This is a genomic window from Enterobacter sp. BNK-29 (genome assembly GCF_048684785.1).
Lineage (GTDB): Bacteria > Pseudomonadota > Gammaproteobacteria > Enterobacterales > Enterobacteriaceae > Enterobacter > Enterobacter cloacae_M.
Genome location: NZ_JBLQTU010000004.1, coordinates 91956 through 104247 on the forward strand (window position 1 = coordinate 91956; position 12292 = coordinate 104247).

Annotated in this window: 11 protein-coding genes; 3 read left to right on the forward strand and 8 right to left on the reverse strand. The window is 54.3% G+C overall.

Translation table 11 applies throughout. From position 1 onward, the window contains the following. Nucleotides 1-74: 74 nt before the first annotated feature. The 4 genes from ACMGGX_RS20085 to ACMGGX_RS20100 all read right to left on the reverse strand — a co-directional run bounded on the left by ACMGGX_RS20085 (nucleotide 75) and on the right by ACMGGX_RS20100 (nucleotide 3534). The gene (locus ACMGGX_RS20085; protein ID WP_420298840.1) at nucleotides 75-683 is read right to left on the reverse strand and encodes a helix-turn-helix domain-containing protein; all 609 of its coding nucleotides are present in this window, start codon (nucleotides 681-683) and stop codon (nucleotides 75-77) included. A 227-nt stretch (nucleotides 684-910) separates the two neighbouring features. After that, on the reverse strand, nucleotides 911-1456 hold the full coding sequence (locus tag ACMGGX_RS20090) for a fimbria/pilus periplasmic chaperone (RefSeq protein WP_420298841.1): 546 nt from the start codon (nucleotides 1454-1456) through the stop codon (nucleotides 911-913). A gap of 702 nt (nucleotides 1457-2158) precedes the next feature. Further along, nucleotides 2159-2476 carry a YebG family protein gene (locus ACMGGX_RS20095; protein ID WP_032657529.1) on the reverse strand — a complete coding sequence of 106 codons (318 nt, stop codon included), beginning with the start codon at nucleotides 2474-2476 and terminating at the stop codon, nucleotides 2159-2161. A gap of 77 nt (nucleotides 2477-2553) precedes the next feature. After that, nucleotides 2554-3534 (reverse strand): nitrilase family protein, encoded by a 981-nt coding sequence (locus ACMGGX_RS20100; protein WP_420298842.1) that lies wholly within the window; start codon nucleotides 3532-3534, stop codon nucleotides 2554-2556. A 100-nt stretch (nucleotides 3535-3634) separates the two neighbouring features. Here ACMGGX_RS20100 and ACMGGX_RS20105 point away from each other — a divergent pair, with 100 nt between their 5' ends. Then, complete coding sequence (locus ACMGGX_RS20105) at nucleotides 3635-4549, forward strand: LysR family transcriptional regulator (RefSeq protein WP_420298843.1); 915 nt, start codon at nucleotides 3635-3637, stop codon at nucleotides 4547-4549. Here the strand turns inward: ACMGGX_RS20105 and ACMGGX_RS20110 are convergent. After that, nucleotides 4473-4823, reverse strand: coding sequence for a helix-turn-helix domain-containing protein (locus ACMGGX_RS20110; protein WP_029739383.1), 351 nt, complete (start codon nucleotides 4821-4823; stop codon nucleotides 4473-4475). The two genes, ACMGGX_RS20105 and ACMGGX_RS20110, sit on opposite strands and share 77 nt — an antisense overlap. Nucleotides 4824-5159: 336 nt before the next feature. Between ACMGGX_RS20110 and ACMGGX_RS20115 the strand changes: the two genes are divergently transcribed. Together ACMGGX_RS20115 and oqxB are read left to right on the forward strand one after the other, a co-directional pair. Further along, nucleotides 5160-6335, forward strand: coding sequence for an efflux RND transporter periplasmic adaptor subunit (locus ACMGGX_RS20115; RefSeq protein WP_023335530.1), 1176 nt, complete (start codon nucleotides 5160-5162; stop codon nucleotides 6333-6335). 23 nt (nucleotides 6336-6358) lie between these two features. Next, nucleotides 6359-9514, forward strand: coding sequence for a multidrug efflux RND transporter permease subunit OqxB (oqxB, locus tag ACMGGX_RS20120; protein ID WP_023311530.1), 3156 nt, complete (start codon nucleotides 6359-6361; stop codon nucleotides 9512-9514). Nucleotides 9515-9582: 68 nt separating this feature from the next. Here the strand turns inward: oqxB and ACMGGX_RS20125 are convergent, their stop codons facing one another. The 3 genes from ACMGGX_RS20125 to ACMGGX_RS20135 form a co-directional block, all read right to left on the reverse strand. Then, entirely contained in the window at nucleotides 9583-10062 is a 480-nt protein-coding gene (locus ACMGGX_RS20125; RefSeq protein ID WP_029739386.1) for an RrF2 family transcriptional regulator, read from the reverse strand. Between the two features lie 137 nt (nucleotides 10063-10199). After that, nucleotides 10200-11588: a sensor histidine kinase gene (locus ACMGGX_RS20130; RefSeq protein ID WP_420298844.1), complete on the reverse strand. Its 1389-nt coding sequence runs from the start codon at nucleotides 11586-11588 to the stop codon at nucleotides 10200-10202. Continuing rightward, entirely contained in the window at nucleotides 11588-12265 is a 678-nt protein-coding gene (locus ACMGGX_RS20135; RefSeq protein WP_048980503.1) for a response regulator transcription factor, read from the reverse strand. The genes ACMGGX_RS20130 and ACMGGX_RS20135 overlap by 1 nt, the downstream gene beginning before the upstream one ends. Between the last annotated feature and the right edge of the window lie 27 nt (nucleotides 12266-12292).

Genomic DNA, 12292 nt, shown 5'->3' on the forward strand with positions numbered 1-12292 from the left:
TTCCGTCAGGTCATTTATCGCCTGGTATTCGCAGTCTGATATAACGATCCTACGTTAATGACCAGTTAATGCGTTTAATATTTTTCAGGCAATTTATTAATTTTTTTAAGGATACCTCGCTCGATCTCTATATAACCACCGATACGTAAATCGCCCAGTATTTTCATAACACGACTTCGTGAAAGTCGGGTTTTTTCCAGAATATAATCACTGACGTTGACATGATCGCTGAGCGCTTCATCTTCATTCATCAGGGAAATCAAATTCAGTCGTATCAGCTCATAGGTTGAGAGCCCGACGGATGAATAGTGGGCGAGGAGCAATTGACGGACGGCATACATATAACAGTATGAGGCATCTTTCCATAAACCCTGCGTACTGATGATATCAAGCATCTCTTTTGTAGGTAGGATCTCATAGCTAACGCTTTTGTAGGCTTTTATAAAAATGCCGTCGTTGGTGTCAATTAATTCGTTCATACCCGTAATCATCGGGGCTCTGATATATTTGATTAGAAGCCGATCGCTGCTTCTGTATATCGCAACGACTCCCTCATGCAGGATAAACGTTACTGGCTCAGTTTGCTTCTCCAGCGTAATGAGCTGACGTGGCTTAGCACTCTGGATCCGCTTGCTGTCAGAGACTGCCTTGATCAGTGCATTAAAATGTGTTTCAGGTTTCATACTTTTGGTTACCAAAAAATAATAATTCTTAATGTATGATAGAAGACTTTTTGAAAAAGATGATAAAAATTCCGAATCAGAACGTATCGGAACAATCGTTCTGGAGGTTTATAAGGCTCTAAACAGAATATTGGGTTGGGAGGACTAGCTTCATCTGGACATCCTCGGGAGGAAGAAACAAATATGAAACCGCCTTCCAATAGCGGTTTTACGTACGGAGCCTTACCTTAGTGGTAAGCCAATGACATGGTAATAACAGGGCCGATTTTACGGGGTGTGGCGCCATCAGCCATACTCAAAGCGCGTGTATGCATCTGAAACGTCGGCCTGCCAACGGCTGAGGCAGTATCGATTACCCCCGTTTTTCCGTCGCTGTAGGCCTCATCAGAAGATCCTTCAAGCCGCTCTCCAGTAACATGCCAGTTGAGCTTATCACTCTGTTTTTCTGAGTCGGCATCTTTAAGCGCGTCAGAACGATTGATAAGTTTGATACTGGTGGAGACGGCAATCTGTTGGGTATTATTTTCCCGAGGCGCAAACGGGATCGCCTTGACGCGAAGCCTGTGCATCGACTCTTTATACTGGGAATGTGTGCCTGCAATAATAAGGCGCATTAGGTTCTCTTTAGCCTCCGGGTTGCGCACGCTTAATGATAATTCTTTTTTAGCCGCTTCATATAAAAAACGGATGTCGTTAATATTAACAATTTCACAGATATTACAGCTAAGGGCAATTGCATCGCAGCTAGTTAATCTACGTAATGTGACTTTCAATCCTGATCCCACAACAAATAGTTGGAATAAACCCCGTGAAATTAATATCCGGAGTTTCTTGCGGATATTAAAATATGATACTGGTGAAGTTAAGAAAAGTCTTTTTTTGTATGTCCTTAAAAGGATTGTGTGCTGGTTGTTACATCAGAGTTAACGTTTTTAATTATGCGCTATTATTGTAAAGCCGCGTTCATGAATGAACCAGCCTGATGTATCCGCAGACAGAATAGAGATTTTTAGACGTTATTACTCATATTTTGTCCTGGTAACAGGATTGAACTCTAACTTGAAAGTGATGTTGATTTTTCTTTAATAAAAAGAAAATAAAAAGAAAAAATACCGTTCTGAATAGAATAAATGGTGTCTATGATTACAGGGAGCATTATGGCATCTATTATTATGTACCCGGGAAAGCGAGATGTTTAAAGCTGGCACCCTGTCCGCTGCGCCAATCCTACATGCTGTACTTACCGATTGGCACAGGCTGGAAGAACACATACAGGAACTGCTAATTAAATGGCGTGGTTTATAACCTACAGCGCAGCATTCGAGTCAGGCATGCGGGACGAACGAATACTCAAACAACCGTTACGGGTCAATAAAATCGTTAATATCAATCAGCTGTGGATCCCTGCTGACAGCTAAAAAAGCCGTAAGCGGTTATCTGCTTACGGCTTTCGGATCGTGATGATTTTCTGACAATCAGGCCGCTTTCACAGCCCTGATTTTTTTCGTGTCAGCCGCATCGGATTCTGTTTTATCCGTTGCAGCTGGAGCATTGAGATCGGGAAGCTTGCTGGTACGCAGAATATGCTGCACTGTTTCTTTCTGCTCGGCGAGATACAGGCCAAGATTTTCAGCCTGCGTTTCATCCATCTGCATTCCGCTTTGCAACAGCCAGTCGGTGAACGCGTCTGCCATATCGAGCAGCTTGTCGTGAGCGTCAGCCTCTTTCTTACTGGCAAATGTCATTTTCTCTTCACCTTTTCTAACGACAACAAATTTTGTTTCAACAGCCATTATGCGCACCTCATACTGTAATTATGTACAGTATAGCTGTTCCCGGTTTATCTTGCAGCTAAAAAGTGAGCACATTTCTAGCGAGAAGGGGCGACATTCGAAAATCGTGCGCTGATCGCATCACGTTCATACCCCTGCGGCTGCGTCAGTATCTGGTATAAATCAGGACGACGACCGTGGTTCCAGCGGCGTCCGGTGCTCATAGCAAGCAGGCTCAAATCCAGCTCAGCGCTCACCATCGCATCTTCTGCCGCCCAGGTTTCATTCACGATCCTTCCATACGGGTCGAGGATCATGGCATTGCCCGTGCGCACCTCGTCGTCATCCGCACCGACACCGTTGCTGAAGAGAAGAAATACTCCATTGTCATGCGCGCGGGCTGGCAGCCAGCGCATGAGCCATTCCCGGCCGCTTGGTCCTTTGAATGCGGCCGTAATTTCTTCCCTGCGCGTTTCCCGCTCTTCCCAGAGCGCCAGCGGAACAGGCTTCATCCCGTGAGGGCTGCGGGAATCGGTACCGCCTGTTTGATGCGGCGCGAGAAGAATATCGGCACCCAGCAGCGCCGTCGCGCGCACATTTTCGACCAAATTATTGTCCCAGCAAATCAGGATCCCGACCTTTACGCCCCACGGCGTATCAAAAACGGTAAAGCTATCCCCGCTGCTGATGGCCGGATGTTCAAAAGCATGGAGCTTACGATGCGTGTGCATTGAGCCATCCGGCATACAGGCAACGTACGCATTGTAGAGGCGACCATCGTCGGCGCGTTCAATAAGCCCGGCGCCAATAAGCATATGATGTTTTATCGCCAGGGAACGAATGAGCGTCAGGGAAGGGCTGTCAGCAATCGGCTCTGCCAGCGCAGACACTTCCGCTGCGTTGAGCTTAGGGACATGCCAGTAGCCGGTGATGCACATTTCAGGGAAAGTGAGAATGTTCACCTGCTCAAGCGCCGCCTGTTCAATAAATTTCTCCATTATCAGTAGGTTGTATTTTTTGTTACTGGCCTGATGCTGAAACTGTACGGTTGCCGCCTTTAAGGATGTCAGTTCGTTCATGATGCGTCTCCGGTTGTCATCGAGACTGAATTACATAACGATTACCGATAACTGTATAATCAAAACATTTCTTAATTTGATAACCATCTGGAATGCGAAAATGAACACCCGGCTGCTAAAGGCGTTTTTGATGCTGGCGGAAAAAGGTAATTATGCCGATGCGGCGCGGGCGCTGTTTATCTCGCAGCCGGCATTGACCAAACAGATTAATCACCTCGAATCCCTGGTGAATATGTCTCTTTTTTCACGAGGTCGTCACGGCGCAATGCTGACGGCCAGCGGCAGGCGTTTGCTGCCAGAGGCAGAAAAAGTGGTCAGGCAGACCCGGCAATTTCTGCAGCATGCTGAGCGGGTATCGAAAGGGGTTGAAGGGCATATTTCCGTCGGGTTCGGACTCTCAAGCTTTTATCTGGCGCCACGCTGTATCGCTGACTTTCGTCGGGACTATCCGGAAGTAGAAATGTCACTGACGGATCTGCCTTCCTTCCTGCAGTACGAGCGTTTACAAAATGATGAGCTACAGGTCGGTTTTGTCAGGGTTCCTCCCCCCGTAGCGCTTGAATACCTGCCGCTATTTACTGACCGGCTGGTCCTGGTTGCGCCCGCCGCGTCGCCGACACTGTCTGCCGCAGAGTGGCTCACGAAACGCCCTCTGTTGCGGCTTTATGATGAGCGAGGACGAGGTTTAAACGCGCAGATTGACCGCTTCCTGCATGACAACGGTCTTTTCATCTCATCGACTCAGCTGACTGATGATATCCAAACTATCGTCGCGATGGTGGTTGCGGGTATCGGTGTGGCTATTTTGCCCACCAGCGTGACGCATATCGCGCCGCCTGAGCTGGCGATTATTCCGCTCACGGGCGAATCAATCAGCTGGAAGGTGGGAATCGCCTGGGACGCAAGCAGGGAGGATGTCATCCGTGACAATTTCATTGCTAGCGTAGCTGCTGAGTTTCCGGGCCAGCCATACTCCGCCGCCACGCCCCAGGCGCCTGACCATACTGGCGCTTAAAGCTGCGGTTGAAGGACTGCTGGGAGTCGAAGCCCAGCGCGATCGCCACGTTCAGAATAGGCTCATCGCTGCGGGTTAAGCGCTCAACCGATTTTTGCAGCTTTTGCGCGCGAATATACCCGGCGAGGGGATAGCCGGTATGCTCTTTGAACAGCCGCTGGAGGTGCCATTTTGAGTAACCGGACCGCCTGGCGACGGACTCAATGTCCAGACGGCTATCCAGGTTGTTGTCGATCCAGTCGAGTAAATCATGCATAAATGCGCCAGTGTTCATCTGGTTACTCCCAAGCTGCCTGTCAAAAAGTATCTTTGTCTGTTGCATTAAAAGGTGGCGCGTTTTTGTATTAATTGCAAGTTTTATTGTTGCATTTAAATCCCTGACCGAAACGGGTCTTTTCACATCCGCTCAAATAGCACATAAAGTGCAACAATTATTCTTGCACTTAGTTAAGCGCCTTCCTACAATCGCCGCGATAGTGTATTCGCAACTGTTACAGTTTTGTGGCGATGAACGACACAAATGGCCTTGAGACAGCCACCGGACAAAGGAAGTGGCGCAGTGCCTCCTGCTGCGTCTTGCCCGGCGGCGACAATTACCGGAATAAAAATAATGAGCCTGCAAAAAACCTGGGGTAACTTTCATCTGAACGCGCTGGGGGTCATGTTGCTCTCCGTGCTGCTCGTCGGATGCGACAACAGCGTCGCGCAAAACGCCGCGCCGCCTGCGCCCGCCGTCAGCGCTGCTGACGTGGTGGTGAAATCCATTAGCCAGTGGGATAGCTTTAACGGTCGGATTGAGGCGGTAGAGAGCGTTCAGCTACGTCCGCGCGTTTCCGGCTACATTGATAAAGTGAATTACACCGACGGCCAGGAAGTGAAGAAGGGCGAGGTGCTGTTCACGATTGATGATCGAACCTATCGCGCGGCGCTGGAACAGGCGCAGGCGAACCTGGCGAGAGCTAAAACCCAGGCCAGCCTGGCGCAAAGCGAGGCTAACCGTACCGATAAGCTGGTCAATACCAACGTTGTCTCCCGGGAAGAGTGGGAGCAGCGTCGTTCGGCCGCCACTCAGGCCCAGGCCGATATTCGCGCCGCGCAGGCGGCAGTGGACGCGGCGCAGCTCAACCTGGACTTCACCAAAGTCACCGCGCCTATCGACGGTCGCGCCAGCCGGGCGCTGATCACCAGCGGCAACCTGGTGACCGCGGGCGACACCGCCAGCGTTCTTACGACGCTGGTCTCGCAGAAAACGGTTTACGTCTACTTTGACGTGGATGAGTCGACCTATCTTCACTACCAGAATCTTGCCCGCAGCGGGCAGGGGGCGTCCAGCAATCATACGGCGCTTCCGGTTGAGATTGGCCTGACGGGCGAGGAGGGATATCCCCACCAGGGCAAAGTGGATTTCCTGGATAACCAGCTGACGCCGAGTACCGGCACCATCCGTATGCGCGCGCTGCTGGATAACGCGCAGCGTCAGTTCACGCCGGGACTTTTTGCCCGCGTACGCCTGCCGGGCAGCGCGGAGTTCAAAGCCACGCTTATCGACGACAAAGCGGTGCTGACCGATCAGGATCGTAAGTACGTTTATATCGTCGATAAAGAGGGGAAAGCGCAGCGCCGCGACATCACGCCGGGCCGTCTGGCAGACGGTTTACGCATCGTGCGGCAGGGGCTGAACCCTGGCGATAAAGTCATCGTCGAGGGTTTACAAAAAGTGTTTATGCCGGGGATGCCGGTTAACGCGAAAACCGTTGCCATGACCGCCACCAGCGCCCTCAACTGATCCCTTGACCTGAGAATCCATCCATGGACTTTTCCCGCTTTTTCATCGACAGGCCGATTTTTGCCGCGGTGCTGTCGATTCTGATTTTTATCACAGGGTTAATCGCCATCCCGCTGCTGCCGGTGAGCGAATATCCTGACGTCGTGCCGCCAAGCGTGCAGGTGCGCGCGGAGTACCCGGGCGCCAACCCGAAAGTGATTGCCGAGACGGTGGCGACGCCGCTGGAAGAGGCGATCAACGGCGTTGAGAACATGATGTACATGAAGTCCGTCGCGGGCTCTGACGGCGTGCTGGTGACCACCGTCACCTTCCGTCCGGGAACCGACCCGGATCAGGCGCAGGTGCAGGTGCAAAACCGCGTCGCGCAGGCCGAAGCGCGTCTGCCGGAAGACGTGCGGCGTTTGGGGATTACCACCCAGAAACAGTCCCCGACGCTGACGCTGGTGGTGCATCTGTTTTCGCCCAACGGTAAGTACGACTCCCTTTATATGCGTAACTACGCCACGCTGAAGGTGAAGGACGAGCTGGCGCGCCTGCCGGGCGTCGGCCAGATCCAGATTTTCGGCTCGGGCGAGTACGCGATGCGCGTCTGGCTGGATCCCAACAAGGTGGCGGCCCGCGGGCTGACCGCGTCGGACGTGGTGACGGCGATGCAGGAGCAGAACGTTCAGGTATCCGCCGGACAGCTTGGCGCCGAGCCGCTGCCGAAAGAGAGCGATTTCCTGATCTCCATTAACGCCCAGGGCCGTCTGCATACCGAAGAAGAGTTTGGCAATATTGTCCTGAAAACGACGCAGGACGGTACGGTCGTCCGCCTGCGCGACGTGGCGCGTATCGAAATGGGGTCCGGCAGCTATGCGCTGCGTTCCCAGCTGAACAATAAAGACGCGGTCGGGATTGGTATCTTCCAGTCGCCAGGGGCGAACGCCATTGATTTGTCTAACGCGGTGCGCGCGAAAATGGACGAACTGTCCACGCGCTTCCCGGCAGATATGAAGTGGGCTGCGCCTTACGATCCGACCGTTTTCGTGCGCGACTCCATCCGTGCGGTGGTGCAAACGCTGCTGGAAGCGGTGGTGCTGGTAGTGCTGGTGGTGATCCTGTTCCTGCAAACCTGGCGCGCGTCGATCATTCCGCTGATCGCGGTGCCGGTTTCGGTGGTGGGTACCTTCAGCATTCTCTACCTGCTCGGCTTCTCGCTGAATACCCTGAGCTTGTTCGGGCTGGTGCTGGCCATCGGCATCGTGGTGGACGACGCCATCGTGGTGGTGGAAAACGTCGAGCGAAACATAGAAGAGGGGCTTGCTCCGCTTGCGGCGGCGCATCAGGCGATGCGCGAAGTGTCCGGGCCGATTATCGCGATTGCGCTGGTGCTGTGCGCGGTATTTGTGCCGATGGCGTTTCTCTCGGGCGTTACCGGTCAGTTCTACAAGCAGTTTGCGGTGACGATCGCGATTTCCACGGTCATCTCCGCCATTAACTCGCTGACGCTCTCTCCGGCGCTGGCGGCACTGCTGTTAAAACCGCACGGTGCGCCGAAAGATTTCCCGACCCGGCTTATCGATCGTCTGTTCGGCTGGATTTTCCGTCCGTTTAACCGCTTTTTCCACCGTAGCTCGAACGGCTATCAGGGGCTGGTGGGTAAAACGCTGGGACGACGCGGCTCGGTATTTGTGGTGTATCTGCTGCTGCTCTGTGCCGCTGGCGTCATGTTTAAAGCGGTTCCCGGCGGGTTTATCCCAACGCAGGATAAGCTGTACCTGATTGGCGGCGTGAAGATGCCGGAAGGTTCGTCGCTGGCGCGCACCGACGCGGTTATCCGCAAAATGAGCGAAATCGGGATGAATACCGAAGGTGTGGACTACGCGGTCGCGTTCCCGGGGCTGAACGCGCTGCAGTTCACCAATACGCCGAATACCGGGACGGTCTTCTTTGGCCTGAAGCCGTTCGACCAGCGCAAACATACTGCGGCGGAAATTAACGCGGAGATCAACGCGAAAATCGCGCAAATTCAGGAAGGCTTTGGCTTCTCCATTCTGCCGCCGCCGATTTTAGGGCTGGGTCAGGGGTCGGGCTATTCCCTGTACATTCAGGATCGCGGCGGTCTGGGGTATGGCGCGCTGCAAAACGCGGTGAACACCATGTCCGGCGCGATTATGCAGACGCCGGGAATGCACTTCCCGATCTCAACCTACCAGGCTAACGTTCCGCAGCTGGACGTGCAGGTCGACCGTGACAAGGCGAAAGCGCAGGGCGTATTGCTGACCGATCTTTTCGGTACGCTGCAAACCTATCTGGGCTCGTCGTACGTGAACGACTTCAACCAGTTCGGTCGTACCTGGCGCGTGATGGCGCAGGCCGACGGGCAGTTCCGCGACAGCGTGGAAGACATAGCCAATTTACGCACCCGTAATAGCCAGGGCGAAATGGTGCCGATTGGCAGTATGGTGAAAATCACGACCACCTACGGGCCGGATCCGGTGATCCGCTACAACGGCTACCCGGCGGCGGATCTAATTGGCGATGCCGACCCGCGCGTGCTTTCGTCTGCGCAGGCGATGACGCAGCTGGACGCCATGTCTAAGCAGATCCTGCCAAACGGGATGAACATTGAATGGACGGACCTGAGCTTCCAGCAGGCGACGCAGGGCAACACGGCGCTGATCGTCTTCCCGGTCGCGGTGCTGCTGGCGTTCCTGGTCCTGGCGGCGCTGTATGAAAGCTGGACGCTGCCGCTGGCGGTGATCCTCATCGTGCCGATGACCATGCTCTCCGCGCTGTTTGGCGTCTGGCTGACCGGTGGCGATAACAACGTCTTCGTGCAGGTGGGGCTGGTGGTTCTGATGGGGCTAGCGTGTAAAAACGCGATTCTTATCGTGGAGTTTGCCCGCGAGCTGGAAATTCAGGGCAAAGGCATTATGGAAGCCGCGCTGGAGGCGTGCCGCCTGCGTTTACGTCCGATTGTGATGACCTCCATCGCCTTTATTGCCGGGACCATTCCGCTGATCCTCGGCCACGGCGCGGGCGCAGAAGTGCGCGGCGTCACCGGGATCACGGTCTTCTCCGGGATGCTGGGCGTGACGCTGTTTGGTCTGTTCCTGACGCCGGTGTTTTACGTGACGCTGCGTAAGTTCGTGACGCGCGGGAAAAAAGAGGAAAGGGACGTTCTGCCCGCGTAGGAACGCTGCAAATAATAAAAAAACCGCCTTCACTGTGAAGGCGGTTTTTTTTCGCATCAGATAAAACGTTACGACGTTTTTTGATACTGGGCAATAAGGTCGGGGAGCGGATCCCATCCGCTGCTGTCGGCGTTTTTGACCGCTTCCAGGGCGCTTGCCACGGTATGGCGGGCCAGTACCGCTAACGAAGCCTCCTCGGCTTCTTCGGATATCGATTTGAAGTACCAGCAGGCGTTAGCGCTGACCACGCAGCGGGCCGGCACGTCAGGGCGCGACGCCCACAGCTTTTTATCTTCGATAACCGAAAGGTAGATGTCGCGCAGGGTGATCTCTTCCGGCGGGCGACCAAGATGAATTGAGCCGTTACGGCCAAGCGTTGAGACGATAATGCCGTCACGCGTCAGCGGAACCATCAATTTGCGGATGAAGCTCGGGTTCGCTTCCAGGCCGTAGGCCAGAATCGCACTCGTGGAACGTTCACCCAATTGCTCCGCCATCGCTACGCTGAGAACCATCTGCAAAGCTGTCGGGAAGCGGTAATCTAACATTTCTCTGTCCTGGGTTGCGGTGAATCTTGTTCTTTTTGGCACCGCAGAGGTGAATAAGCAATAAACAACAATATAACAAATACGGTAATTATTTTGAAGCAATCTGCGGCATTTGCGATCGAACCCCCTGTTCTGATTTAGCAAAACGTGCGGTTCGGGAAGTCAACCGTCACCATCAGGCCACCTTCAGCGGAAGTACTCAGGTTTACGCTGCTGTTGTGTTGCTGCGCCACCGCTTTGACGATGGCAAGCCCCAGCCCGCTCCCGCTTTGGACCTGATTGGGGTCGCGGAAAAACCGGTCGAACACGCGCTCGCGCAGTTCAACCGGAATACCGGGCCCTGCATCTGAAACGCGAAGCCGCGCGAAGCCATCTGATGTGCAGACGTCGACCTGAATCCGCCCGCCCTCGGGACTGTACTTCACGGCGTTCTCAATGAGGTTATCAATAAGCGACACCAGGCGTTCCCTGACGCCGGGGATCCAGATGTCATCCTCGGCGAAGAATTCCAGCTCAATTCTGCGCGCAGACGCCAGCGGTTCCAGCTCGGCCATTCGCTCCTGGATGAGCGTCGTCAGCGGCACGGTCTCCATTTCCGTATCAATGCGCGCTTCGCTGTGCATCATCAGAAGCAGCTGGTTGACGAGACGCGCTGCCCGGCTGTTGCTGCGAATCACCCCCGCAAGCAGCTCCTGCTGGCTCTCGCTGATGACCCAGGACTGCAGCGCTTCCACGTTGATGCGCATCGCCGCGAGGGGCGTACGCAGCTCGTGCGCGGCATCCGCAATGAAAACCCGTTCCCTTTCCGCGCTTTCACGCACCCTGGCAAGGAAGTCATTGATCGCATCCACCATCTGGCGAAGCTCCCTGTGTCCGGGAACGGCTTTTAAAGGGGAGAGATCGTCAGGCGTGCGTAGCGTAATTTCATTGACCACCTTGTTCCAGGGGCGCATCGCAATGCGGATTGACAGCCACGCGGGAAAAAGAAGAAAAGGGAAGCAGACCAGCAGCGGCATGATGTAGTAGCCGCGCGAGTTCAGGTAGATAAAGAAGTTCCAGCCGCCGGCCGGGGTGAAAAGGGTAACCTCCACGTCGGAATGAGCGGATTTAAGGGTTCGGCTGGTCCAGGTACGACCATCGCTCTGAACACGCTGCATTTCCCCAAACCGGGTGTTGGTTACCCCCGTTGGTGCATCAGGCGATGAAAAAATAATCGTGTTATTTTTGCGCACGATGAAGTTGATTGACAGCGCGGGATCTTCGCCGCCGCCATAGCCCTCACGCAGCGCCTTGCTAAAGGCTTCCAACACCGCGGTACGATCCTGCGGGTGTTCGTCCATCCGCTCGACCAGGGTAAAAAGGGTTTCGTAGGTATTACTGCCCGTAAGGATGGGAGGACTGCGCAGGTCCTCCCACAGAATAAAGGTTAAAAATAGACACCACAGCAGGGTAAGCAGCAGCAACTGGGCGATAATAATTCGCCGTACCAGCGTTGGGCGTCTCAGGTGGTACCAGACGTTTTGCATTACCCTGTTACCTTCTGGACTGAAACGGTATCAATGACATACCCGACGCCCCGCACCGTTCGCACATAGCCGTCGCCGATTTTTCGCCGCAAATTTCCCATATGCACGTCGAGCGCATTGCTGAGGTTCTCTTTGTTGCCGAATATCCGTTCTTCCAGAAACCGTCGCGTAATCACGCGGTCGGCGCGCAGCATCAGCGTTTCCAGCAGCGCATATTCACTCGCCGTCAGGTCTACGTGGCGCGCGCTCACCGTCACGCGGCGCGTCGGAACATGAAGCGATAAGCCTCGAATTTCTATCGCTTCATTCTCGAAACCGTAGCTGCGCCGCGCCAGGGCTCTCACTCGCGCCAGCAGCTCGGCGAGAATAAAAGGCTTGACGAGATAGTCGTCTGCACCGGCATCCAGCCCGCAAAGCCGGTCCTGCAGCGTGCCTCGCGCCGTCAGGATGATGACCGGGATCCCCTTGAGCTGCTGACGCAAACGCGCCATCAGGCTCATGCCATCGCCGTCGGGAAGCCCCAGGTCGAGCAAAATAAGTTCCGGCACGCAGACGTCCAGCTGATGCAGCGCATCCTCTTTGCGGCGTACCCATATGACGTCAAATCCTTGATCCGAGAGGGCGATACGTACGCCGTTGCCGAGATCCAGGTCGTCTTCGATTAGTAAAATTTTCACACTGGCAACTGTATCAACCGTGAATGA

Bases quoted from the DNA above. Each gene is read 5' to 3' on its own strand.
- ACMGGX_RS20110 (WP_029739383.1), bottom strand. From the start codon at position 4,823: ATGAACACTGGCGCATTTATGCATGATTTACTCGACTGGATCGACAAC.
- ACMGGX_RS20100 (WP_420298842.1), bottom strand. From the start codon at position 3,534: ATGAACGAACTGACATCCTTAAAGGCGGCAACCGTACAGTTTCAGCAT.
- ACMGGX_RS20085 (WP_420298840.1), bottom strand. From the start codon at position 683: ATGAAACCTGAAACACATTTTAATGCACTGATCAAGGCAGTCTCTGAC.
- ACMGGX_RS20115 (WP_023335530.1), top strand. From the start codon at position 5,160: ATGAGCCTGCAAAAAACCTGGGGTAACTTTCATCTGAACGCGCTGGGG.
- ACMGGX_RS20105 (WP_420298843.1), top strand. From the start codon at position 3,635: ATGAACACCCGGCTGCTAAAGGCGTTTTTGATGCTGGCGGAAAAAGGT.
- ACMGGX_RS20125 (WP_029739386.1), bottom strand. From the start codon at position 10,062: ATGTTAGATTACCGCTTCCCGACAGCTTTGCAGATGGTTCTCAGCGTA.
- ACMGGX_RS20130 (WP_420298844.1), bottom strand. From the start codon at position 11,588: ATGCAAAACGTCTGGTACCACCTGAGACGCCCAACGCTGGTACGGCGA.
- oqxB (WP_023311530.1), top strand. From the start codon at position 6,359: ATGGACTTTTCCCGCTTTTTCATCGACAGGCCGATTTTTGCCGCGGTG.
- ACMGGX_RS20095 (WP_032657529.1), bottom strand. From the start codon at position 2,476: ATGGCTGTTGAAACAAAATTTGTTGTCGTTAGAAAAGGTGAAGAGAAA.